The 25,447-nt window shown below is 36.4% G+C and carries 27 protein-coding genes; 10 read left to right on the top strand and 17 right to left on the bottom strand.

Features of this window, described 5'->3' with window-relative positions; translation table 11 throughout:
- Positions 1-8: 8 nt before the first annotated feature.
- Positions 9-1,127, top strand: coding sequence for a GNAT family N-acetyltransferase (locus tag V4538_12725; protein ID MES2381902.1), 1,119 nt, complete (start codon positions 9-11; stop codon positions 1,125-1,127).
- Between the two features lie 150 nt (positions 1,128-1,277).
- Here V4538_12725 and V4538_12720 read toward each other — a convergent pair whose 3' ends face one another.
- The 6 genes from V4538_12720 to V4538_12695 form a co-directional block, all read right to left on the bottom strand.
- Positions 1,278-1,850 carry a NifU family protein gene (locus V4538_12720; protein MES2381901.1) on the bottom strand — a complete coding sequence of 191 codons (573 nt, stop codon included), beginning with the start codon at positions 1,848-1,850 and terminating at the stop codon, positions 1,278-1,280.
- A gap of 191 nt (positions 1,851-2,041) precedes the next feature.
- Positions 2,042-2,500, bottom strand: coding sequence for a hypothetical protein (locus V4538_12715; GenBank protein ID MES2381900.1), 459 nt, complete (start codon positions 2,498-2,500; stop codon positions 2,042-2,044).
- Positions 2,501-2,874: 374 nt separating this feature from the next.
- Positions 2,875-4,317, bottom strand: coding sequence for an aldehyde dehydrogenase (locus V4538_12710; protein MES2381899.1), 1,443 nt, complete (start codon positions 4,315-4,317; stop codon positions 2,875-2,877).
- A gap of 9 nt (positions 4,318-4,326) precedes the next feature.
- Complete coding sequence (locus V4538_12705) at positions 4,327-5,613, bottom strand: ABC transporter permease (protein ID MES2381898.1); 1,287 nt, start codon at positions 5,611-5,613, stop codon at positions 4,327-4,329.
- A gap of 64 nt (positions 5,614-5,677) precedes the next feature.
- Positions 5,678-6,469 carry a DUF4290 domain-containing protein gene (locus V4538_12700; GenBank protein MES2381897.1) on the bottom strand — a complete coding sequence of 264 codons (792 nt, stop codon included), beginning with the start codon at positions 6,467-6,469 and terminating at the stop codon, positions 5,678-5,680.
- A gap of 135 nt (positions 6,470-6,604) precedes the next feature.
- Positions 6,605-7,735, bottom strand: a complete 1,131-nt coding sequence (locus V4538_12695; GenBank protein ID MES2381896.1) for a PKD domain-containing protein — start codon at positions 7,733-7,735, stop codon at positions 6,605-6,607.
- Positions 7,736-7,850: 115 nt separating this feature from the next.
- Here V4538_12695 and V4538_12690 point away from each other — a divergent pair, with 115 nt between their 5' ends.
- The 7 genes from V4538_12690 to V4538_12660 all read left to right on the top strand — a co-directional run bounded on the left by V4538_12690 (position 7,851) and on the right by V4538_12660 (position 13,536).
- Positions 7,851-8,042 (top strand): hypothetical protein, encoded by a 192-nt coding sequence (locus tag V4538_12690; GenBank protein MES2381895.1) that lies wholly within the window; start codon positions 7,851-7,853, stop codon positions 8,040-8,042.
- Positions 8,043-8,129: 87 nt separating this feature from the next.
- Positions 8,130-8,819, top strand: coding sequence for a hypothetical protein (locus tag V4538_12685; GenBank protein MES2381894.1), 690 nt, complete (start codon positions 8,130-8,132; stop codon positions 8,817-8,819).
- Complete coding sequence (locus V4538_12680) at positions 8,820-10,742, top strand: sensor histidine kinase (GenBank protein ID MES2381893.1); 1,923 nt, start codon at positions 8,820-8,822, stop codon at positions 10,740-10,742.
- Entirely contained in the window at positions 10,739-11,380 is a 642-nt protein-coding gene (locus V4538_12675; GenBank protein MES2381892.1) for a response regulator transcription factor, read from the top strand. Before V4538_12680 ends, V4538_12675 begins: the two co-directional genes overlap by 4 nt.
- A gap of 266 nt (positions 11,381-11,646) precedes the next feature.
- Complete coding sequence (locus tag V4538_12670) at positions 11,647-11,922, top strand: hypothetical protein (protein ID MES2381891.1); 276 nt, start codon at positions 11,647-11,649, stop codon at positions 11,920-11,922.
- Positions 11,923-12,213: 291 nt separating this feature from the next.
- Positions 12,214-12,771 (top strand): AidA/PixA family protein, encoded by a 558-nt coding sequence (locus V4538_12665; GenBank protein MES2381890.1) that lies wholly within the window; start codon positions 12,214-12,216, stop codon positions 12,769-12,771.
- A 165-nt stretch (positions 12,772-12,936) separates the two neighbouring features.
- Positions 12,937-13,536: an AidA/PixA family protein gene (locus V4538_12660; GenBank protein ID MES2381889.1), complete on the top strand. Its 600-nt coding sequence runs from the start codon at positions 12,937-12,939 to the stop codon at positions 13,534-13,536.
- Positions 13,537-13,854: 318 nt separating this feature from the next.
- Here V4538_12660 and V4538_12655 read toward each other — a convergent pair whose 3' ends face one another.
- The 7 genes from V4538_12655 to V4538_12625 form a co-directional block, all read right to left on the bottom strand.
- Positions 13,855-15,267, bottom strand: coding sequence for an NAD(P)/FAD-dependent oxidoreductase (locus V4538_12655; GenBank protein ID MES2381888.1), 1,413 nt, complete (start codon positions 15,265-15,267; stop codon positions 13,855-13,857).
- Between the two features lie 362 nt (positions 15,268-15,629).
- Positions 15,630-16,208, bottom strand: a complete 579-nt coding sequence (locus V4538_12650) for a YdeI/OmpD-associated family protein (GenBank protein ID MES2381887.1) — start codon at positions 16,206-16,208, stop codon at positions 15,630-15,632.
- 27 nt (positions 16,209-16,235) lie between these two features.
- Positions 16,236-16,808, bottom strand: a complete 573-nt coding sequence (locus V4538_12645; protein MES2381886.1) for a DUF4256 domain-containing protein — start codon at positions 16,806-16,808, stop codon at positions 16,236-16,238.
- 32 nt (positions 16,809-16,840) lie between these two features.
- Positions 16,841-17,173 (bottom strand): hypothetical protein, encoded by a 333-nt coding sequence (locus V4538_12640; protein MES2381885.1) that lies wholly within the window; start codon positions 17,171-17,173, stop codon positions 16,841-16,843.
- Between the two features lie 24 nt (positions 17,174-17,197).
- Positions 17,198-17,587: a DoxX family protein gene (locus V4538_12635; protein MES2381884.1), complete on the bottom strand. Its 390-nt coding sequence runs from the start codon at positions 17,585-17,587 to the stop codon at positions 17,198-17,200.
- Positions 17,588-17,595: 8 nt separating this feature from the next.
- Positions 17,596-18,063, bottom strand: a complete 468-nt coding sequence (locus V4538_12630; GenBank protein MES2381883.1) for an SRPBCC domain-containing protein — start codon at positions 18,061-18,063, stop codon at positions 17,596-17,598.
- 1 nt (position 18,064) lies between these two features.
- Positions 18,065-18,385, bottom strand: a complete 321-nt coding sequence (locus tag V4538_12625) for a metalloregulator ArsR/SmtB family transcription factor (protein ID MES2381882.1) — start codon at positions 18,383-18,385, stop codon at positions 18,065-18,067.
- Positions 18,386-18,601: 216 nt separating this feature from the next.
- On the opposite strand from V4538_12625, the gene V4538_12620 reads away from it, so the two are divergent.
- Positions 18,602-20,239, top strand: coding sequence for a hypothetical protein (locus V4538_12620; protein MES2381881.1), 1,638 nt, complete (start codon positions 18,602-18,604; stop codon positions 20,237-20,239).
- A 23-nt stretch (positions 20,240-20,262) separates the two neighbouring features.
- Here the strand turns inward: V4538_12620 and V4538_12615 are convergent, their stop codons facing one another.
- On the bottom strand, positions 20,263-20,637 hold the full coding sequence (locus V4538_12615; protein MES2381880.1) for a hypothetical protein: 375 nt from the start codon (positions 20,635-20,637) through the stop codon (positions 20,263-20,265).
- A 242-nt stretch (positions 20,638-20,879) separates the two neighbouring features.
- Here V4538_12615 and V4538_12610 point away from each other — a divergent pair, with 242 nt between their 5' ends.
- Complete coding sequence (locus V4538_12610) at positions 20,880-21,707, top strand: hypothetical protein (protein ID MES2381879.1); 828 nt, start codon at positions 20,880-20,882, stop codon at positions 21,705-21,707.
- 316 nt (positions 21,708-22,023) lie between these two features.
- Here V4538_12610 and V4538_12605 read toward each other — a convergent pair whose 3' ends face one another.
- The 3 genes from V4538_12605 to V4538_12595 form a co-directional block, all read right to left on the bottom strand.
- Positions 22,024-23,421 carry a hypothetical protein gene (locus V4538_12605; protein MES2381878.1) on the bottom strand — a complete coding sequence of 466 codons (1,398 nt, stop codon included), beginning with the start codon at positions 23,419-23,421 and terminating at the stop codon, positions 22,024-22,026.
- A 115-nt stretch (positions 23,422-23,536) separates the two neighbouring features.
- Positions 23,537-24,796 (bottom strand): aspartate kinase, encoded by a 1,260-nt coding sequence (locus V4538_12600; protein MES2381877.1) that lies wholly within the window; start codon positions 24,794-24,796, stop codon positions 23,537-23,539.
- A 95-nt stretch (positions 24,797-24,891) separates the two neighbouring features.
- Positions 24,892-25,380 carry an asparaginase domain-containing protein gene (locus V4538_12595; GenBank protein ID MES2381876.1) on the bottom strand — a complete coding sequence of 163 codons (489 nt, stop codon included), beginning with the start codon at positions 25,378-25,380 and terminating at the stop codon, positions 24,892-24,894.
- Positions 25,381-25,447 lie beyond the last annotated feature (67 nt).

Below are 25,447 nucleotides of genomic sequence, written 5' to 3'. Positions count from 1 at the left end.
ATTAACAAATGAAAATTATATCGGTTAATTCAGCCTCTTTATTGGCTGAGTTTATTAACGTACATCGACTCATTTATAAAAACAATCCTGACTGGGTTTGCCCCTTGGATAATGATATAAAAAAAGTATTGGACCCAAATCATAACCTTGCGTTTAAAACAGGCGAGTCGGCTCAGTGGATACTGAAAACTGCCGACAATAAAGCGATCGGGCGCATTGCGGCATTCTACAATAGCGATAATTTTAAGGAGAATGAAAGGGCGGGAGGCATAGGTTTTTTTGAATGTATTGATGATACCGCTGCTTCTAAATTGTTATTTGATACGGCTATTGAATGGCTGCAATCCAAAGGCATTAATATGGTTGACGGACCTATTAATTTTGGCGAGAAAAATGCCTTTTGGGGATTGATGGTGCAAGGATTTAAAAATCCTTCGTACAAAGAAAATTTCAACTGGCCTTATTACGAAAACTTGTTTTTAGCTTATGGCTTCAAACAATTAACGGAACAAACCACCAGCGAAATAACCTATCAAACTTTCGATATGGCCCGTTTCCGTAAAATGTCGGATCGCGTATTGGCAAACCCCATATATAGTTTTGAGCATTTTAAGATGAATAACCTTAAAAAATATGCTTTAGACTTTGTGGAAGTGTACAATCAAGCCTGGGCACACCGTGAGGATTTTGTGCCTATGGATGAAGCTCGTATTATGGCTGAATTAAAGCAGTTAAAACCCATCATTATTGAAGAAGCCATTTGGTTTGCTTATGCCAATGGGAAGCCTATTGGCTTTTATGTAAGTGTAATTGACATCAACGAAATTTTTAAACATGTAAACGGGAAAATGAACTGGCTGGGCATCATTAAGTTTTTCTTTTACAAAACATTTGGAACTGTGAGGAGGATTAGGGGAGAAGTGTTTGGTGTGGCTCCCGCTTACCAGGAAAAAGGAATAGAAACGGCCATGATTATTCAGCTATATGACTCAATGCAGAAATATCCTGAAATAAATGCATCAGAATTGGCCTGGATTGGCGATTTTAACCCTAAAATGCACGGCTTGTTCCATAAGCTGGGTGCAAGAACTACGAAAGTGCATAGAACTTACAGGATGGCTATTTAGTAGGTACGGTTAGCAGGTATATTAGTTATTAGTGGCCAGTCTGGGCGAACCAAATGTGCTATTGCAAACTGACCGATACAAAAAAAAGGCTGCTCCATAAGGACAGCCTCTTTATTTCAATCTTTTATATCCTACTAGTTTTACCAGTGATTATAGGCTTTCAGCTACCACTTCTTTTACCTGCGGAACCATGCGGGTAAGCAAGCCTTCAATACCTTTTTTTAGTGTTACCGTTGATGAAGGGCAGCCGCTGCACGAGCCTTTTAACTCTACGGTTACCAGTCCGCTTTCTTCGTCAAACGATTTAAATGAAATCATTCCGCCATCGCCTTCAACAGCAGGTTTAATATAAGTATCTAATACATCCAGAATTTGCGCTACAATAATATTATCAGATCCCTCAATGCTTGACTTATCTGATTTGTAAGAGATAGGCTCGCCTGCTTCTACATAGGCCTTTAAAAATTCTTTTACAATCGGTACAATTTCGTCCCATTCGCCTCCCGGAGCGCGTGTAATGGTTACAAAGTTGTTCATTACAAACACACCATTTACAAAGCTGAATTCGAACAGGCTTTTAGCCAGAGGCGAAGCATTGGCTTTTTCTTTTGTCGGATAATCTTCAGCCTCGTCAGGCAAAACCATTTTATTAAAAACAAACTTCATCGTTTCCGGATTGGGCGTTTGTTCTGCGTATACATTTAAAAATGCGGTATCGGTCATTTTATTTTTTATTTAATTGAGAACGGCAAACATACAAATAACATTTATCTTCATTCAATTGTTTTAGCGAATAAATATTGTCAGATGGTTTTATTGTTGAATTGTTTAATTAATACGCATTGTTAAATGGCTAATTGTTTAATTAATTAGAAATATTTACTATATATTTTCAGGTGCTTGTGTCTTTGAATCTATTTTTTTAGTTTAGATTTAATAGCGGCCACCTGTTCGGCTATTTTTTGCTTGGCTTTGTCTATTTGCGCATGTGAGGCAATGATATTTTTGTCTAACTCATGCAGGTGTTTAATTTCGTCCAGTAAGAGCTTGTGGTAGGTAATTACTTGCTGGCTTTCTTCTTTTATTTGCTCTAATTCGTGGGTATATGAAATTAATGCATTCAATTCATTGTCAATATCAATACCGGGTTTTTCCTGGGTAATCATATCGCCTTTACCTATGAGTAGCCAAGCGGCATTTATGGTCGGGTAGGTGTGTAGTATTTTTTGCAAAATATCTATACCAGGCTTGTTCCTGCCACTGGTAATATGGGTAATTGAGGGTAGTCCAATTCCCAATTCATTAGCAAAAGCAGATTTAGAACTGCTAAACTTATCCATTATTGCGCAAACGCGCTCATTCAGTGCATCCATCTTGACTATAAGTGACTTAAAACATTTGTAAAGCCGCCTATTTACAAATGTAATGTTATTTAACAAATGTAAAAAGTGTTATGCAGAAATGTAAAGTAGCTGGTCTGCGTGCTGGTTCAGGTTTACATATGTTATTTATTGAAAATAAGCGTGTTAAATGAGATAATTTCAAACAACTTTACAAATGAAAAGCAGGCGAAACATTTGTAAAAAGAGGTTTTCAGGTGTTATTTTTCGGGTGATAGCACTTAATCATAAAAACCTTTCTTAAACACTAAAATTACTACTGTGTAATAGCTGGAAATAAAAAAGCCGCCCTTTTGAGGCAGCTTTTATAATATTAATATTCTCGACTATGCTCGAACAGACTTAATCTATAGTTTTATGCAAACATTTTTAGTCTCTGTAAAGAAACGTAGCGCTTCCCAGCCTCCTTCGCGACCTACACCACTTTGTTTCATGCCTCCAAAGGGGGTACGTAAGTCGCGTAAAAGCCAGCAATTAATCCAAATAATGCCACTTTTTATTTTAGCAGCCATGGTATGTGCTTTGTTCAGGTTTTCTGTCCAAATAGTAGCTGCCAGTCCGTATTGTGTACTATTAGCCATCTGCAATACTTCTTCCTCACTTTCAAAAGGGGTTAAAGTAACTACAGGGCCGAATATTTCTTCCTGATTGGTTCTACAGTCAAAAGCCAATCCTTCTATTACTGTAGGGGCTATAAAGTATCCGTTAGCGTTTTCACCTGTTAATTGAACTGCGTGTCCGCCTGTTAGTATTTGCCCGCCTTCCTGTTTGGCTAAATCAATATAACTTAAAACTTTTTCAAAATGAACCTGACTGGCAATAGCGCCCACTTTGGTATCATCGCTTAACGGATTACCTACTTTCATTTTCTGTGTTTGGGCTACAAAAGCCGTTTTAAAGGTTTCATAAATGCTCTTTTCTATAAAAATACGGGAACCACATAAGCATATTTCGCCCTGATTGGTGAAAGAAGAACGTACGCTTTCACTTACAGCCTTGTCAAAATTACAATCGGCAAAAATAATATTGGGGTTTTTGCCACCTAACTCCAACGACAGTTTTTTAAACATAGGAGCCGCTACGCGGGCTATTTCTGCCCCTGTTTTGGTGCCTCCGGTAAAGGAAACAACACTTATTTTAGGGTGACTTACAATGGCTGAACCTACTTTTGGCCCCAAGCCGTGTACTACATTTAAAACACCTTTAGGTAAACCGGCTTCTATACATAATTCGGAGAAAAGAAAAGCTGTCATGGGTGTAATTTCACTTGGCTTAGCTACTACGCAGTTACCTGCGGCTAAAGCTGGAGCTATTTTCCATGTAAATAAATATAAAGGCAGGTTCCAAGGGCTTATGCAGCCCACCACACCAATAGGAGTACGCAAGGTATAGTTAACGGCATGCGTACCCATAGCGTGCGATTCGCTGGCATAATGCTCTATGCCTGTTGCAAAAAAGTGTATGTTTTGTGCCGCACGCGGTATTTCGCCTAATTTAGCTAACCAAACCGGTTTGCCTTGGTCAATACTTTCTGCCAAAGCTAGTTTATCGTTATCGCGTTCAATTAATGACGCTAGTTTTAAAAGTATCCTGCTACGGTCATTAACCGGCATATTGCTCCAAACAGGAAATGCTTTTTCGGCTGCTTCGTAGGCTAACTGTACATCATTCTCATCGCTGTCCGGGCAAAGAGAATATACACTACCTAAAGCGGGGTTTACATTATCAATATAGTTTTTAGAAATAGGTTCAACCAACGAACCATCAATATAATTAGCTATTTTTTGCATACACTTATTTTATCTTAAACATTCGGCAGGGTCTTGTTCTGCCGCTCTTTTGGCGGGTAAAATACCAAATACCAAACCCACGCTAATGGAAATGGTAAAGCTAAAAAACACGCTTATAGGGGAAACAATGGTTTCTATATCGGTTAATTGTTCTATTAATAAGCTGAGCACAACGCCCAGTACAATACCTATAAGGCCCCCGGAAATACTTATGGTAACGCTTTCTGCCATAAACTGCATAACGATATCGCGCTTGCTGGCACCTATACTCATGCGTATACCAATTTCTCTTACACGTTCTAACACGCTGGCCAGCATAATATTCATAATACCAATGCCACCCACTAGTAGTGAAATGGAGGCAATAATGCCTAAAACAGTATTGAATAACTTTTTGGTTTTTTGCTCTTGTTTCAGCAGCAATTCGGGTACTATAATTTCAAAATCGTTCACTCCGTTGTGGCGTCTTGCTAATATACGTTGTATTACATCAACTGACGATTCAATGGCTTCGCTTTTATCTACTTTTACTACCAGCCTGTCTATTTGGTGGTAATTGTTGTCTGTTTGTTTGGGAGCGCCTTCCTCTTGGTTTTGTGAGGCTTTAATACTGGCTATAGTTACTAAACCTCTGTTTTTGTATCGCAATAAGAAGGTTTTTACGGGTGTGTATACTTCCAGGTCGGCATTGCGAATGGAGAGCTTTTGCATATTGCTTTCATCTACATTTTTAGGTCGTAGAACGCCTACAATCTTTAACCAGTTGTTGCCGCATTTTATTTCCTGCCCAATAGGGTCAACGGTATTAAAAAACTTGGTGGCTACTTTTGCCCCAATTATGCAAACTGATTGAGCATTGTTAAGCTGAAAATCGGAAAACAGGTTGCCTTTGATGAGTGTAAAGTCTAACAAGTGGAAATAGGCATTGCTAACACCTACCAGCTTCCCACTTAGCTTTATACCCTCTCTTATAAATAAATTTTGTTGTTCTATTTCGCTGCTTACTGCTTCGGCAGCAGGTAAAATAAGCGATATGTTCTCAGCATCTTTGGTTGTTAGGCCGGGGCTGAATTTATTTTGCTCAATGCCACTTTCCTTAAGCTGCTTTTCTTCGTCTTTGGTTTTAATAATAGGTTTTACAACTATGTTATTAGAGCCTACTTGTTTTATTTGCTCTAATATTTGTTTTTCAGCCCCATTACCTATGGCTAACATGGTAATAACGGCCGCTACACCAAAAATAATTCCAAGCGAGGTAAGTAAAGCCCTAAACTTATTGGTAAGCAGGGCCTCCATGCCATTTTTAAAATTAAAAATTATCCTTTGTAAATGCATGGGTTAAGATAAACGGGTAATACAATTAACGATCCTTGCTGTTAAATTTCCTGTAACCGCTGTCTGTGCCGGGTGCTCCGCTACCGCTATTGTTGTTGCGGTTGTTATTATTAGAATTGCGGTTATTGTTATTTCTGTTATTACCGTTATTATTATTGTTGTTGTTTCTGAAATTACGGTTGTTATTGTTGCGGTTATTATTGTTGTTACTGTTACTGCGGCTATTGTTATTATTATTGTTTAACCTGCGCATTTGCTGCGCTTTAAAATCGATATCCTCCGCATCGTTGATAACAATTTTACCACCGCTTAATTGTTCCAGATGGGCCATAATCTGTTCGTCACCCAATACTTCGTCATTCCAGTTGCGGCAATTGGTTTTCATAAAACTTCCAATAGCATTGATGTAAGCCGTTTTAAAACTACCGTCTTCTAAAGTAGTTACATGGTCTATCATGTTTTGAATATTTTTACCATAAAACCTATATACAATTTTTTCTTGCGGATAGGCCATAGCCGGTGGTTTAACGTATATTGACTCCGGAGTTGGTTTAGGATATGGTGATTCTAAATCAAGTTTAAAATCGGAAATAATAAATAAATGATCGTATAGTTTGTGTTTGTAGTCAACAATATCGCGCAAATGCGGATTCAACTGACCCATTAAAGTTAAAATTTCATCGGCTACTTTTTTGCGTTTCTCCACGTCTTCAATCTGGGTAGCATATTCAACCATTTTTTGAATACTACGCCCATATTCTGACAACACTAATTTACTACGCTGGGTATTGTATTCTAAATTCAATTGTTTTTCCATAAAGGCGCAAGATAAGTATAATGAATCATAAATTTCAAGAGAAAAATGTAGCATCAATATGCATAAAAAAGGGCCGTAAAATTAATTTACAAGCCCTTAGTTTTTAACTAATAAAAAATATATATGTATGAGGAATTATTTATAAAACTTAGCAACCTGCTTCATATCGGAGCCTTTTAGCTCAATGACGTAGATGCCTTCAGGTAGCGATTCGGTATTTAGTTTTACTGTTCGCTCGCTATGGCTCGGTTCTAATTTTTGTTCCATTACTTTTTGCCCGATTGAGTTGTAAATACTTAAATAAGCATTTTCGGTAACGGGTTGGCTTATAATAATGTTTAATACATTTTCAACCGGATTAGGGAAAGTGCTGAAGTAATTCCGTTTGACATTATTTATGGTGTTTATGCCGGTACTTGGTGAGCCCATTATTGTATCGCATGAAGTAGCGGTACAAGAATCAGCTGTATTGGTTACGGTAAGGCAAACTACATGTGGGCCGGGTGTATTGAATTTATGTTTTAAAGGTATAGTTGTAGTGGTAATAGTGCCCGTACCATCGTCAAAAGTCCATGTATAAGAAGTATTTGGTACTGAATATTGTGGAATGAATTGGGTGGTATCGGTTATAGTATCTGTATATGAATAAAATGCCCCACTGCAAGGACTACTGTTTGAAATGGTTTTGCAAGAAGTGCTTTTGCAACTTGTATCTAAACTATTGACAACTGTTAAGCATACATTGTGGATTCCTTTTCGGTGAAACTGGTGTCCGGTTACTGCGTAGGGTTCAACAGAAATAGGTGAGCCGTCATCATAACTCCAGAAGTAAACCAAATTGGCACCTAACGATTGTGTAGCATTGTACCACATCATTCCATTGGTATCGCCATAAAAAAACCAATTGGCTACACAAGGAGAGGTTTTATTAATAAAAATACTATCGCATTTTTTAGAGCGGCAAGTAGAATCGTTTAACCTCGATATATTTAAACAAACATAATGCCATCCGGGATTTTGAAAAGTAAATACAGGGCTGGTATTGGTTGACATACTAATGACGCCATCATAATCCCACCATGAACGCAAGCCGGCCCCTCCGGTAGATGTATTGGTGAATGTGACTGTTTTGGTAGAGTCGTTTACGCTGTGGGTGAAATTGGCTACACATTGTGCTTGCGTAAACTGGTAGCTAGCAAAGGATAATAATACTACCAAAACACTTTTTGATAGGTACTGATTGATAGGGTTTGTAAAAAGTTTCATAATATTTATTGGTTTTAGCTTGTATGAAACTGTAGTACGATAACTAAAATGGAAATGTTAGGTTGTAATAAAAATTGTAGGGTAAACCCGCCATTTTTTACATTGCTTTGATTACATGCATTTGTTTTCAACAAAAAAACAATACATTGCTTATACCTATTTTTATCAATTGAACATGATGCCTACTACACCCATTAACCCGGCTATAAGCCCGGAAGTAACTCAAACTGATACACCAACCAATGGAGAAACTCCTGCTGAAGCACTGGGGAATTTATATGAGAACGAAGATGTTTCTCCTAAATAAAGGGGTGTCCAGAAATACCTGAAAACAGGTATTCGATAAGAATATTGTATATTGTTTTTTTGTATAAACTATTTAAACAATTTTATTATGAACAAACTGGATAATACAGAACCTTATTACATCAATAAGGTAGTTGCTACTTGGTTAAGCCCAGAAAAAGATGCAGCAGGCATTTTTATTGATTTCACTATCAATGCAGGTGATACGGTGACACATGAGTTTAAAAGAAGTACTGAGGGGCCTGATACCCTTATTTATTACATTAAAGAGAATCCCAGTGATTTAACGGGCGTTGTTGATTATACAAACTGTGTGTATGAGCCAATGAACAATGAAATTGAACAGGTATTAAATATTCAGTTGGTTGCTGTGAATATTCATGGTGATAAAAGCGTTAAGACTGAGAGAGAAGTTATATATACTTTAGGGGCTTACAGTAATGAAGGTAAAGAGTATGAAATTGATTATGTGTCGGCTCCTTTTGCTTCTTATAAAGAGAATAGAAGTGTTTATATTATTATTAATATGGACTTACATGAAGGTGATATAGTTTGCAGCAACAACTTTAAGTTGGAAAGCCCGAATGACCAATTTACTGTAAACGTAATTTCAAATGAGGGGGGTGATAAACCTTCGGTACCTTATGTGGGTATATTTGGGCCGTTCCGGACAGATAATTTTGGAGTTGCACTAAGCACAGCGGTAAATGGTAACGTGCCAGTTTCTTCGCCAGTAGGTATTAAATCATATGGAAACGACATACACCAAAGAGCTTAATTGAAAACATACTTACTACTATTTTTATTTTTTGTCTGTGGGATTACCAGCCAGGGTCAGCAGCTAGAAAATTCAGTTTTTTTCAGGCATATTTACCAATACGATTCATTATTAAATATAAACGCTGATAAGGCTAAAGTAGCGTTAGACCTGTTAAACAATTACAACTGTCAAACAAATGAATTGTTAACTTGTAAAGTATTGGTATTGTATTGTAATACCAGGTGGTATGTAGAAAAAGGGGAGTGCGACAGCGCTTTGCTTCTTGCCGGTAAAGCCCGGGCTTTAGCTCATGAGAAAAATAATCAAATGTGGGCTGCCGTCAGTATGGGTGCAGCTCATCGTTGTGCAAGACATATTGATAGCGCTTTAAGCTATTATTTTTTAGCAGAGAAACTTGCCAATACACTCCATGATACATCGGCCCTTATTAGAAGTTATTTTTATTTGGGGCATTTACATTCTGAGTTGGGTAAGTTTGAAAAAGCCGGCAATTTTTACACATTAAGCAATGAGTTAGCTAAAGCAACAAACGATGGTAATTTTTTAGCACGAACCACTTTGGCTTTGGCAAGTAACCTGGCCGACAGGGGTTATTTAAGACAAGCTTTACCGGTACTTCACTTGGCATTGCATCAATGCAAAAAAGCAAACCTGGTAAGGCCAACTGCTACGGCTTGCAATAATTTGGGCTTACTTTACAAAGAACTTGGTCAGTATGGATTAGCTGCTAAATATTTTAAAGAGTCGCTTCGTATACAAACAGCGCTTAACAATATGCTTGAAATGGCTACGGAACATAATAACCTGGCCATGGTATTAATTTATGAGGGTAAATACAAGGATGCTATTGACTTATTATTAAAGGCCGAAAAGTTATTTGAACAACTCAATAACAGGTATATGCTACCCGAGGTGTATCATAATCTGGCAGTGTGTTATGCGCAGATTAGCGATTTTAAAATGGCTTATACTTATAAAGAATGGCAAAAAAACTTAAGCGATAGTTTACGTGGTATTGAAATGCTTAAGCATACAGAACAACTGCAGGAAGAGTTTGAAGCGGAAAAACGACAATTAGAAATAAGCAACTTAAAGCAGGAAAACGAAGTAAAAGAACTAAAAAATAAAGCAAGCATAAAACAACGCAATGTTTTTATAGCATTGGCTATTGGCTTATTCGGAGTAGCACTACTGGTATTTTTTTATTTACGCCAAAGGGTGCGCAATGCAAGGCAGGCTACCAATCAAAACCAATTAATACACAGGCAGCAAATGGAGGAGGTGTTGCGCAAAAGCGAGTTGCAATCCATACATACCATGCTGGAAACACAAGAAAAGGAGCGGAAGCGTATAGCAGAAGACTTGCACGACCGCTTAGGCAGTATGCTATCAACCATTAAACTACAGTTTAGTCATTTTACCCCCAAAGAGCAAGTAGATAAAGAACAGCAGTTTAATAAAGTAAGTCATTTGCTTGACGATGCTTGCGAGGAAATTCGCCTTGTATCGCATAATTTAGTTTCGGGAGTACTGTCTACATTTGGGTTAATTCCTGCTTTAAATGATTTAACTACTGCTTTAAAAGAAACAAGCACGCTTCATATTGATATGCATGTGCATGGCATGGAAACTCGTATTGAGAGCGATGTGGAAATTAATATGTACCGCATTTTTCAGGAATTGTTTAACAATACTATTCGTCATGCAAAAGCTACTCATATTGAAATTGACATATCCCGATTTGACAATCAATTGGTTTTAATTTACAGCGATGATGGTGTTGGTTTTGATACAGCTGTCGCACAGTCAGGCATTGGTATAAAAAATATGTATTCGCGTTTAAATAAACTGGGAGGCAGTTTGCATATTGATAGCGGACGGGGCAATGGAAGCACTTTTATATTTACTATTCAACTATGATTAATGTTGTTGTAACCGATGATCACCGCATGTTTACCGATGCTTTGGCTGTATTTTTTACTCCTGAAAGTGGTATTCATTTAAATGGTTCTGCAACCAATGGCGATGAATTAATGCTTTTGCTTAAACAGAAACAACCGGATGTTATTTTACTCGATATTAATATGCCGGGTATGAATGGTATTACGGCTACCAGTTTAATACGTAAAAAATACCCACAGGTAAAAATTATAATTATTACCATGTACCGCAACCGTGAGTTTATTATTAGCTTATATAAGCTGGGTGTTGATGGATATTTACTAAAAAACAGCAGTAAAGAAGAGCTTATTGGAGCTATTAAAACTGTCTATAGCGGTGGTACTTGTTTTAGCGATGAAATAAACCAAACGGTTATGCAGGAAAATAAATATGATCGTCCTGACCATTTTGATGATACCAAGTTAACTTTATCCAAGCGTGAAACAGAAATAGTACGCTTGTTAGCCAACGGGCTTTCGAGTCAGGAGGTAGCCGACACTCTTTTTTTAAGCTATTATACTATTGAAACGCATCGCAAAAATTTACTCAATAAACTTAATTTACACAATACAGCTGAGCTGGTAAAGTATGCTGCCCAATTGGGTTTATTGGATTAGAAACAACAATATTCACTGTATAGTATAACTATATTTACTTTAAACACGCCATCAAACAATGGCGTGTTTTTTTTTATTTAGCCAAGCTAAAAATACCTGTTTTCCTGTATAGAAAAGCTTTGCTACTTAGCCCAAATTTGTTGTATAAATATTTATAAAAAGTGGAGCAGAACCCACTTAAATAAACGGCTTGTTCCATACAGGAAAAAATGGAGGCGTATATCCGAAAAGCCTTACGAGTAAGAAAAAACTAAAACATTAAAAATATGTCAAACGCAAACGCACAAACAGTATTAGGTGGATGGACACCTTATCATTCTCTTACACCAGCAGACAAAAAAGTATTTACAGAAGCAATGGCTGGTTTCGTTGGAGTAACTTACACTCCACAAACAGTTTCAACGCAAGTAGTAGCCGGAACAAACTATCGTTTCAAATGTACTGCTTCTATACCTCCTGCAGATGTAATATGGGAAGCTATTGTTGAAATTTACCAACCATTAAATGGAAAACCTCACGTTGTAGGTATTATCAGACTGTAAGTATTCAATGGTTAACTGATAAACCACTTTATTTATTAGTCTAAAACAACAAATAAAACAGGCATGTATCAATAGATATATGCCTGTTTTAGCATATACGAAGCTGATTTTTTGTTTAAAATACCTGTTTTCCTGTATAGAGAAGCTTTGCTACTTGCCCCAAATTTGTTTTTATAAATATTTATAAAAAGTGGAGCAGAACCCACTTAAATAAACGGCTTGTTCCATACAAGAAAAAATGGAGGCGTATCTGAAAAGCCTTATGAGTAGGAAAAATAAAAAACAAAAACAATGTCACAAATAAATATTTTAATCGCAGTAGATGGTGCAACTTTAGCCCAACGTGTACAAGATGGTTCATTAGCAGCCGGAACATCAGGCTCTCCAACAGGTCTTGGTGCTTGGAGTTCGTCAGATGTGTTCATTAGTATGGTAACTCAAAACAGTAATGTAACCAATGGCTCTTCTGAAGGAGCATCGGAGTTAAGTATTACATGTAATTCTGGTGATGAACTTCAATGGTCTATTGTATCATTTGATATGAATACAGGACAAACACCTTATTTATATAATGGAAATTTCAACTGTACTAACCCTGCTGGTGCGGCTGCCGGAATAACGCCATTAACCTATTTAACCACCGAAGTTGTAAACTACTTTCCACCTACTGCTAACCCAACAGGAACACCGGCAGAAGCAACCAATACTTTTGCCAGGGCAATAGGAACTGTAACCACTCCAGGTCAAACACTTCAATACACACTTTCTTTTGTTTTAGTAAACAACTCAAATGGAAACATAATAGGTTATTTCTCTTGGGATCCGTTTATTGTTACTAATCCTGCTTAATCAGCTAATTAAACAATATCATTGGATAGTAAATAAAGCGTTTGTGTGCAATAATCTGCAATCGTTTTATTTACTATCTGTAAAAATATAAATGTGGAGCAGAACCCACTTGAATAAACGGCTTGCTCCACACAAGTAAAGCGGAAGTATAAAACAGATAGTATTATGAAAAGTGAAAACAAAAAGGGAAAAACAATAAATGTGCTAATTGCGGTTGATGGTGAAACTTTGTATAACCAGATACAGGATGGTTCGTTATTGGCAGGAACAGCAGATAGTCCAACAAGTATTGGTAATTATGGTACTACAGATGTGTATCTTAGTATGGTAACGCAACATAGCAACGTGACCAATAATCCGCAAGGTGGACATGGGCAAGGGGAATCAGAATTAAGCATTATATGTAACATTGGAGATATTATTCAATGGTCTGTTATAACATTTGATGCAAATACAGGACAAACACCTTATTTATACGGTGGAAACTTCAAGTGTCTTGCACCGGCAGGCGCAGCTGCAGGAATAAAAACACCATTAAAGTATCTAACCACTGAAGTGGTAAACTACTTTCCGCCTACCAACAATCCAACCGGAACACCTATAGCCGCAACCAATGCTATTGCCAGAGCAATAGGACTAATAACCGCTCCCGGCCAAACACTTCAATATTCACTTGCTTTTGCTTTAGTAAACAACTCAAATGGAACAATAATTGGCTATTTCTCATGGGATCCGTTTATTGTTATCAATCCCTTAATCCAGTAATTAATACAAAAAAAACAGGCGTGTATCTATTGATATGTGCCTGTTTTTTATTTATTAAGCTAATCGTTAGGCTAAGAATTAAATCCTCTAACTTCTTGACTTTACATCACTTCCAGACATCCATAGGGGAGTTTTGTCCATTACAATTTTGGCTTCGTTTTCCATAAAGCTGCCTAAAATTTCGCCCTTGTTGGTGACGCTGCACTAAACACCAACAATGTGGCTAATAATTCCAAACTATCCTTAGTCTTGCGAAATGGCCTTTTTATGATTGATAAAGGATTTTAATTGCGCTTTTAGTTTTTAGAATAATTTATATTAGTCTGTTTTAGAGATGCTTAAATAGTTCAAGATTCTGCCTCTTGGCCTGTCGCCTTCATCGAGTACAATTTCTGAATGTAATAACTCAGCGGCCAACTCAGAAGCTTTTACTTTTACAGCACTCCGTTCTAACATTTCTGATTCAAACTCCTTTAAAACACTTTTCCTTATTCCAACTTTTTGCCAATTTGATAAAGGTCTGCATCCTTTTGATATTCCCCGAGCCAGCGCCAATGCATCTAACAACGCTTGATTTGCTCCCTGTCCTTTAAATGGACTCATAGGATGGGCTGCATCTCCAATTAGTGTTATTTTTTCGTGTTTTTCCAACATTTCAGGTTGAAGCAATGCACGGTCATAAACTGGATAGCCTGAAATTTGAGCATCCATGGTTGCCATTACAATTTGTGGAATTGGATGATGCCACTGAGTTCTGTTGCAAGCTTCTTTTTTAAGTGCCATAGTTCCTTTAACACTCAATGCTTTGGCCTCATTTTCTGGCATTGGAAAGCTAAGTTGCCACATTATAGCATCTTTAGTAAAAGGCATAACATAAATTCGTTCATTGCCATTGGCTGTTTGAAATACTGTTGCAGAGTCTAACAATGGACTTTCAACACCTTTTAGAGCGCTTAATGGGCAAATTCCTAGTATTACAATACAACCTAAGTAACGTAAAGGGGTAGTTTCTTCTTCAATTATCAGCTTGTGAACAACACTACGAATGCCGTCAGCTCCTACCACAAGATCAGCTTTGGCATCCTTCATTTGTCCATTTACTTTAAAGTTTAATTCAATACTTTTATCTTTATTTTCTTTAAAATCTATCAATTCATGCCCCCATTTCACAACATGTAGTCCACCAAGTTGCTCAAGTAATGCCAAACGTAATGATTGGCGAGCTATATGAATATTTGTTCGTTTTGGAGATGTTTTTGAATCTGGATTCATTCTCATTCCCCATTCACCAATAACTTTTCCCTCAGTAGTATGAACTACATGTTTTGTTGAATTAACCCCATCTTTTAAATTAAATATTCCTAAACTCTTCATTGCTTTACTGGCTTGCTGTAAGGTAAGTCCATATCCTTGATGCCGAACATCAAAACTTGCATCGCGTTCATAAATGGTAAATGGGATTCCACGGTGTAAACAAGCCACAGCCAAAGCCACTCCTCCAATACCACCACCAATAATGGCAACATGTGGAAAGTTTTCATAATCTGCTATTGGAATACTTTCTGCTTTTATTAATCCAGAGCCGCTACAATTTAAACATGTATATAAATGAAGATTTGGACGAGCAGGTACCAACCCTTCTTTCTTGTTTTCTTCAAATTGAATTAACTTATTTTGAAAGCTTAAAAGTGCATTTTTTTTGAACTTTCGGCTTTTTTTTCCTTGCCCCATACATTCTGTGCAAATAGTCCAACTATTCTCTATGTTTTCCACCTTTTTATCTTCTTTATTTTACTTAAAAAATATTTTATAGGTACTTTGCCTTGTTGGTGTTTAGCGCAGCGTAACCAACAAGAATCCTTCCAGTTTAGTTAAACAGAAATACTATTTTACTTTTGATAAATGAATTATCCGCATTTTTACACCACCACAATTTTAGCATGGAAACCTTTATAAAACTCAACAAATAAAAGCATATTTAGTAATTAACCACCCTTTAGTTTTGGGAAAATTCATGGTTAAATGGCAAGGATAGAAAATATCAGATTGCGGAAAGAAATTCATTAAGTATTTAACTGTTCAGTATAGAAGCACTAATCATTCAAGCCTTTCCCATTGAGTATTTGAGGTATACAGGTTGCAATTCTCGATTCCCTAGTTTTGGATTGTTTGGCAGAAGAAAAGTGTAGGAGATAGGCTCTTTGTCTACCAGGCGTTAAGGCTTTAAATGCGTTTTTCAGCTCTGACATTTCATCCAGTACTTGTTTAAATTCATCGGGCATTTTGAATTCGGTAGTCTTTTTTAGTTCCACTTTCAATCCGGCTTTTTCTACTTTAATAGCTTCATGAATATAGGTTTTTATGGCGTTGCTTAGCTTCACTATTTCCTGCACATTGGTAAAACGAATCTGGCGTGCTGCCTGCACATTTTCTGTTTGTTGTATAAGAATACCTTTTGTATCTTTTAACAAAGCACCTTTAAAAAACAACAGTGCGCAATATTCTTTAAACACGTGTATTAAAACAATATTACTTTTTTTTAATGTATAATTAGGGCAGCCCCATTTCAATTCTTCACTTAGTCCACAGTCAAGTGCAATTATTCTCAATTGCTCAATTTCCTGCTGCCATTTTTTTTCTTTGGTAAAATAAAAATCAACCTTTGTATTCATGTTGTTTATTGATTAATGAATGGCAATTTATATTTGTAATGAGCCTCGGAAGCCCCTAGCTGCATAGTATGATTCTGCTCCATTATGGTATACAAAAACCTGGCCGTAGCGATAATCGGCAAAGATAGCACCACCCAGTTTTCTAATACCGGCAGGGGTTTTTATCCAGCTTGATGTTTTGTTATCGAAACTTCCCAATTGCTGTAATGTTCTGTATTGCTCCTCTGTTAAAAGTTCAATGCCCATGTCAGCTGCCATATCTATTACGCTATTTGCGGGCTTGTGTTCTTTTCTTGCATCCAGCGCTTGGCGGTCGTAACATAAACTTCTGCGGCCTTTAGGGCTTTCTATAGAGCAATCATAAAAAGTATATTCGTCTGCCTTGTTATCAAAATTAATAAGATCAGGCTCGCCACCGGTTGTTTCCATTTCGTAAAGCGACCATAGCTTTGAACTTGCTTCTAATTTAGTCTGTACTTGAGCCCATGCTACATCTTTAAGGCGGTTTTTATTTTTTTCAAAACGTGTTTTTAATATACCAATCAATTCATCACGCTGTGCCGGTGATAATTCTTTTTTATTGCTGCTGCTCATACTTATTGCTGTTTACCGTTTAGGTTATATAGATTTTATTAGTGCTTGCTCATTATTTCTAATGTTTCATTTTTAAATTCAAATCTCATCGGAGGGCCTTTCTCAGATACAATCCAGCCACTTTTGAGCGCTTGTGCTATTATGTTTTCCGCGTCCTTTGGTGTTATAATCTTAAGATTTAAGTCCTCAACATTAGGAAATTCAACCCAAAAGCTATTAATATCAGAATCAATAAGTACCTCAATTTTCCGCCCTTTTACACCAGATGATTCCGCTACAAAAGTGATTTGATGCATGGCGGGAGAGATTGTCCAACGAAACTCAGCACCATTTACTCTTATTGGCCTGGAATTTTTCTTATTTAAACTCATAATATCCAAATATAAGCAGAATTATTATCCGATAACTATTGGGATAATTTTTCTATCAGCAGGTCTGAAATACCAAGATACTACTGTTAAGACAAATAATAATACAGGGCCAAAAAGTTCTTTGGCTTCATCGCCACAAGCTAAGTGTGAAAATATTGCGCCTGACATAGCAAAAAAGAAGCCTGCATAAGCCCATTCTTTTAATAAGGGTAATTTAGGAACAAGCACTGCTACTGTACCTAGTAGTTTCCATATACCCAATATGGTTAAAAAGTAAAGCGGATAACCCAGATGCGCCATCATATCAACTTCTTCTTTCATGCGAATCAACTGTACTATGCCTGTCGATAACATTCCTAATGCAAGCCATGGAGTTGAAATCCAATAAATAATTTTATTTGTTTTCGTTGTCATACTATTAATTATTTTAAGTTATTGAATGTGTCTTGTAGTCGGTTATGCGCCATATTAATTCCCTGGGCAAAAGGCAGCTTTAACATCTGATCTCTGAATGCAACTGATTTGTATATGATATGCATAGTTAGCTTGCTAGTGTCGTCAGTAAGAGGTTCAAAAGTTAAGTATTCTAATTGAACAGGAAAGGGCGTATTTTCCATTTCAAACGTGCGGGTAATTTTTGCGTTTGGTATAAATTCATGAATTGTCCCATTTGAGCGAAACACTACATTTCCTTTAGGGTCTGACGTTTCAAACTGCCAGCTTCCATGTTTTTTGTTTTCTAGTTTTATCACTTTAGTTCCCATCCATTGTGATATGATTTCCGGCTCTATATAAGCTTTAAATAGCAACTCCAATGGTAAATCAAATTCCCTTGTGATAACTAAGTCCTGCTTGCCATCTTCGGCATCTATTTTCGTTTTTCGTTCCATATTATTCCCCTTTGTATTTTTTCATTACGGCTTCCAGTTTGTTAAATCTATCATCCCACATTTGACGGAATGGTTCTATAAAGTCGGCTACTTCTTTCATTTTTTTAGCATTGAGGTGATAGGATATTTCCCTACCACTTTGCTCTTGAGTAAGCAATTCGCATTCGGTCAATATTTGTAAATGCTTTGAAACCGTTGGTCTGGCTGTATCAAAGTTTGCAGCTATGGCTCCGGCAGTCATTGATTGCGAAGCCACAAGCAGCAATATTGCCCTGCGTGTCGGGTCTGCTATGGCCTGGAATACATCTCGTCTTAAATTCATTGTGTAGTTATTCGGCTACAAATATATGTGTAGTCATTTAACTTCGCAAATATTTTTTCCAACTACTATTTAATATGTAGAATTCTTTACACACTGTTATAACGATATGACAACTCTGTTTCGTAAAACATACATATGAATAAGAGCGTGCACTAGATAAGTATTTATTGGCTCTAATATTGTGCAATCAGTTGCATGATAAAAACTTCCCGATCTGTGAAGCTCTCGCTGTTAGTCTGTTCTGTATTGCTGATAATCTTTATAGCTGCAGTAAACTTATGGTTGGATCCATATGTAAAAAGCAATTTACCCGCATGGGTAGCCAAAGCCTCTAAGTATAAATATGAATTAACACTAAATGATATTTCTATTCACCTATGGAGCAAATCGATAACATTGAAGAATATTAGCTTAAAGTCTCATCAAACCGGAAACGATACGCAAGAACATAAAACCTCCCTGTTCTTTGAGGCAGCACAATTGGAACTGGATGGTATTTCGATATGGGCTTTGCTTACCGGTAATAAGGTACATTGTAACAGGCTGGCTATACTAAAATCTTATATCAGGATAGTTACAGATGGGGAAACAAAAAGCACTGACTCTCTAAAAAAAGAAACTAAAGCCCTACGTGAATTTTCTGTCGGGTTCATTGATATTGAACAGCTTTACCTAGTTCATATACAAAAGGGGAGAGCTGCCATGGGCCTTGCCTGCAAAGGAAATATAAAAGTATACGACTGGTTGCTGAGTACGGAAGGGCAAAGGCGTCACCATATTGCAGATTATATCCAAAGCAGTTACATAGAAGCTAATGACCTTACTTACTATAAAACAGGAAGTTATTACCGTTATTCATTAGGTCGTATCGAACTCAACAAGGAAGAGCATACATGTACTTTCAGCGATTTGAATATCAAGCCTGCTTATGGACGCAAGGCTTTTTATAAGCGCTTGGGTCATCGGCAAACAATTTACAATGTGCATTTACGTATTGCCCGAATGGAGCAATTGGATTGGCAGAACCTTGCCGATAGTAATCAACTGATTGCAGAAAAGCTGCTATTGGACAGTGCCGATATTCATCTGTTCTTTAGCCGACAAGAGTCTTTACCTCCTAAAGATAAAATGGGCACCTATCCCGCACAAATGTTGATGAAACTTCCATTTCCACTTTCATTTAAGCAGATTGAGGTTAAAAACATGGATGTAGAATACAGGGAACTTAGCAGTTTTACCAAACACGAAGGCGGGGTTAGGTTCACTGCTATTTATGGTACTATCAATGAAGTGACCAATATGAGTCTGTATATAAATAATAATCCGCATTGCGTAGCCAAGTTACAGGGCATGCTTGGCAAGAGTCCTGTTCATATGAACTTCGACTTCTTGCTTACAACACGCGATGGATCTTTTACCAACCATAGTACCATTAGAAATGTAAGTCATAAGCAAGTAAATCCTTTATTGGTAGCACTTGGGGGTGTTAAACTCAACTCTTTCAACATGCGTAACATGGAAGTCCACATAACAGGTAATGAAAACAGTATGCGTGGTTATCTTACTATGTTGTATGATTCACTGAAGCTTGACCTGACACCTCATAACGATAAACGTATTCCGCTCATTTCTACAATAGCTGATAATATGATTTACCCAGCCAATGCGATGCAGAGCGAAAGAGTTCGCCATGTACAAATGAAATTAGACCGTGACCCGGATAAGCCTTTTTTCAATCAGCTTTGGCAGACCATTTTTACTGGCATGCAAAAAACTGTATTGCACAATGAAAAACTCCCTGATATGGTGAACAAAAATAAAAAGACATTCAGAAACTGGCTCAGGAAGAAATGATTGAAAAAAATATTAGTTAATGATTAGCCAAAGTAAACAACTACCTGCAACAAGCATGTTATTAATGAAACCAGAGCCATTAAGCTAATAATTAGAAATGCTATTGCTTTTCCTTTTAAATCAGCATTTTGAGTCACAGTTAATTCCAATACTTTAAATAGCGTTTTGGTACTGCGCCAGGCAAATACACAAAATAATAATAGTGTTAAAACAATACCGGCAATAGCAGCACCGTAAGTTTGCGTATAAATCAAATGACCAATTCCCATGGCTATTAATCCTGAAAGCCCACCAGAAGCCAAAGCCGTTTTAGCTTTAAGCCCGATAAAGATAACTGATGTAATACCACATAAAATAAGGAATAGTCCGTAGAAAAAAAGTAAGACTGAGATATTCATGGAATTTGGAATTTTACTGTTTGGTTTTCGGGGTAAAGATAAGTTTGATTTAATATTAAAATCAATAAGCACATTTTTTAATGAAGTATCTCTTTTCAGAGTGCCTTTAGGATTACATAACTATAGATGTATTTTTCTATGTTAGCTTACTTTAATAGCTGTAAAAATTGAGAAATAACAGCAGCAGATTTTATAAAACATAGAAATAAGTTGTATAATTGAGCGCATTAAACAACTTATTTATGGCGTTAGGCAGAAAAATACTTAAAGAAATTTTACCTCCTGTTTTGTTAAAATTAGTGAAACCGGCCCTTGAAAAAAAACATTACTCTTTTGGTGATGAGGAAATAACCATCAAAAAATACCTGGATATGTTACCACTTTCCAATAAATTATGTGTTGATATTGCCGCATCGGATGGAGTGTCAATATCCAATACATATTTTTTATATAAAAGTGGCTGGGGTGGGATTGCGGTTGAGCTTGACCCCATTAAATTCAGTATGCTGGCTGAATACTACAAAACTTTTGAAAATGTAAACCTTTTAAAGGTAAGAGTAGTTCCCAATAATGTGGTTGCTATACTTGAAAGTTGTGAATGTCCGAAGGATTTTGCTTTTCTTAGCCTTGATATAGATAGTTATGATCATTTTGTGCTGGATCAAATCTTATCATCATACAGGCCGCGATTGATATGTATTGAGATTAACGAGAAAATCCCACCACCAATTTCATTCACCGTAACTTATGATGATGATCATTACTGGAAAGGAGATCATTTTTACGGGCAAAGCATTTCCAAATGTGCCGAGTTATGCGAAAAACATAACTACGACATCGTTGAACTGCAATACAACAACCTATTTGTTATCCCTAAAGAGATTAATAAGAACAAAGCATTGTCTGCAGAAGAAGCATATGATGCAGGATACAGGAGCAAAGCTGACAGAAAAGAGAAATTTCCATACAATAGTGATATGGAGGAACTTTTAACTATGACGAAAGAAGATGCAATAAGAGCAGTGAATAACAAGTTCGAAAAGTATAAAGGCAAATACATCATCGGATAAATAAACTTAAGATAATGAATTATTAAAGCCGTTAGTTCAAAGACTGACGGCTTTAATTTTGCAAACATTTCGTAAGCATTTTTTAATTGTTTGAGTTTTTAAGATGCTAGGCCATACATGGCCTAGCATCTTAGTGTAGCAGAGACATAATGAGACATTATAGGGTAAAAATGCAGAAATAACGATCTATAAACCAATTAAAAGCATATTTCATTTTCCTATAATTAACATTATGTTAAGTAATGTTTGCCTTAATAAGCCGATTCTCTCTTTATTTGATAAAATCGGCTTATTCTGCTTAAGGTTTAACAACCTCCTATTTTGCTTTGTCCATTATGGCTTTAGCTTCTTCTCTTTTTCTTTTGTAATCAGTCGAAGTTTTTTCATCTCTCATTCCTGCGTAAATTAATTGCAAACTTAAATACGCATCTTTTAAGTAGCCATATTTAATTATTTTTTCGTCAGCAGTTTTCTCCGGCTTAGTTAAAGCAATTTCTTCTACCTTTTTAAAATATCCAGCAGCTACGTTAAAAATACTGTCTTGTACTTTTTTATAGCTGGCTAACTTTTTATCGTATTCAGCTTGGGTTTTGGCATCTATCGCATTTATTTTACCCGCTATTTCTGCAGTTTTGTTATTGGTTAAAGCACCTAAATTGTAATAAGCATCTATCATATCAGGGTTTAAATCAATGGCTTTTATATAATCGGCTTCTGCTTTAGTGCTAAAAGTTACATATTTACTATTTAGCTCATTAGCTTTACTCGTAGCCGCTTTGGCATCAGCCTCCAATTGTTTTTTAACAGCCGGATTTTTTTCTGTTTTTGCTTTTTTGTTTAACGATGTAGCCTCGTCACGGTACGTTTTTATTTGTTTGGTAAAACCATTGGCAGCATTGTCGTATAAGTTACCACGGGTATAAATCAAATCCGGATCTTCAGGTTTTTGCTCATTGGCCAATTCCACTTTTTGTAATAACACGTCCATTTTACCCTGAGCTATGTATATATTTATCTCCTGGGCTATTAAATCTTTCTTTTCCGGGTAAAGCGTGCGGCCTTGGTCTAAGTATTTTAAAGCTTTTATAGTATCACCTTCTTCTAAGTATATATTGGTTAGGTATGCAAAAATAATCGGGTCTTGGTAGTTTAATTCTATCAGTCTATTCAGGTATCTCTTTTGGTCTTCTTTGTTTTTTTCTTTACTGGCAAAGTAAAACTGATTGTACACAATTGACTTTTCGGTCAAGTTATTCTTTTTCATATCACCATTTTTATCAAAAGGCAATAAATCAATTACTAACTGATAGTACGATTGTGTTTTCTTGTAATCACCTCTTTCACTGGCTTTGTAAGCTTCACCATAACAAGCAAAAGCCGCATTTACAATAATGTATTCCAATACATCTTTGTACATTTCTTTTTTATCTAATTCTAAACCACGTTTAGCGGCTAAAGCCCATTTTTCGGCAGCATCTATATCTATGCTTTTAAATCTGTCGGTTGTAGCTATTGTATCGTAAATTAAAGCTCTGTAATAAAGCATTTTTACGTTGTCTTTGGTGTCAGGATGTTCTGCAGCTGCATCAATTGATTTTTTTGCATCTTCCATTTCCAAATTGTTAAAATAAAGTGCCGCGGACTCTATTTGACTTTTTTGTGCCCAGCCGTTTAACGCTATTAAGCACAATAAAACTAAAAGTGATTTTTTCATGATTATATAAATTATAGATTGTTTGTCGTTATTCAAATTGCCTGCCAAAAGTAATTGTAAAATGTATATATGCAAAAGTCATTAGCCTTTTGTATTAGGTTGCATGTTGTTATATTTAGGCTAATACCAATTGCAGCGAACTTCTGTTTCTTTGCTCCATCAGTATTTTTTTGTTTTGTGTAAACAAATGTGGCTGAGCAGTTTCGTAGTTGCTAATGGTTAATAATTCTAAATCGGCATTGGTTTTTACTTTATAATGCATTTCTAACTCATTGATTAATTGAGCACATTTATGTTCGTTATAGTCAACACATACCGTAAAGCTGATAGCCGAATTTTGCATTACATTTATTTTAACCCCATTGGCTGCAAACAAAGCAAATATATTGCTCAGGTTCTCCTCTACTATAAAACTAAAATCTTTACTGGATATGGAAATGAGCATTTGATTTTGTTTAAATATATAAGTAGATATCTGGTCTTCCAATTCTTTTTCTACACCAACCGTTGTTCCTTCATCATTTGGATTAATAAACGATTTTACATACAAAGGAATACCTTTACTTAAAAGAGGCTGTATGGTTTTTGGGTGTATAACTGTTGCGCCATAAAAAGCCATTTCAATAGCTTTGTGGTAGCTTAAACTTTTTATTTTAATAGCTTCCGGGTAACGTTTCGGGTCAGCATTCATTACACCGGCTACGTCTTTCCAAATAGTTACACTACTTGCATTTAAACCGTAAGCAAAAATAGCCGCACTATAATCAGAACCTTCTCTCCCTAATGTTAACGTAGCATTGCTGCTACTGCGACCAATAAACCCTTGTGTAATAACCATCTTTTTTTGCACAATAGGCAATAAGGTTTTGGCTATTTTTTCAGTGGTTAATTGCCAGTTTACTTTTCCTTCGCGGTAAGTATTATCGGTACTGATAAAATTCTGCGCATCCATCCAGCGGTTTTTTATACCAGCTTCATTCAGGTAAGTACTTACTATTTTGGTCGAAAATATTTCACCATAACTTACTATTTGGTCGTAATGATAATCGAACGATTTATCGGGTTCGGCTTCTAATAAACATTCTAATTCAATAAATATATTTTCAATATCATCAAAAGCATGGCTTTGCGTTTGTGTGATTAATTGATTGATGATATTGTAATGGAATTGCTTAAGTTCTTCAAATAAGGTTTGCTTGTTGCTTTGCTTATTTACATAAGCTTCGTGTAGTTTTTCTAATAAATTAGTCGTTTTCCCCATGGCCGAAATAACCACCAAAATATCTTTGTCGGGAAAGTTGCTTAATACCTTTGCTACATTTTTTACTGCATCCGCATCTTTAACCGATGCTCCACCAAATTTAAATACTTTCATTCAATACGCTTGTCTTTCTTTTGGCGCAAAATAAAACTCCTGAGCGGTTTATTGAAATTTGTGGAAATTTTTAACTGTTATTGCCTGCAGGTAAACTAATTCAACTCTTCAAAAAAGCCGGTTTGTTTATTCTTTTTGCAATTATTCCAGTCGTAATAGCGGCCATTCATGGCTATATAAATGCCATTGGGTAAGCTTTGTACAAAAGCTAATGCACTACCTAAATTAAACAATCCATCGCTTGAACCAAACTTATATGGAATCATAGCGCCTGTTAAAACCACTGTTTTATTGGGTATATGATTGGCTAAAAATTTAGCCGTTTCAGTCATGGTATCCGTTCCATGGGTAATTACTATCTTGTCTTCTTCGCAACGCTGGCAGCTTTCTAAAATAATGTTACGGTCAACATCCGTCATGTCCAAACTATCAATAAGCATTAAAGTACGCACACTTAAATCCAGCCTGCTTCTCCCCAACTTCAGTATTTCATTGATATGCGAGTCTTTAAAGAACAACTGCCCATTCAATTCATTATACTCTTTATCGAAAGTACCACCGGTAACAAATACTCTAATTGCCATATTTATAAATTATTTTCTGCTACAAGAATAATGATTTGAACAAGCCCATTATATTTGACCCATTAAA

Source organism: Bacteroidota bacterium (assembly GCA_040388375.1).
Classification (GTDB): domain Bacteria; phylum Bacteroidota; class Bacteroidia; order UKL13-3; family UKL13-3; genus JAAFJM01.
Note: the sequence above shows the minus strand (reverse complement) of the source record. Positions and strands in the feature narration are given on the sequence as shown.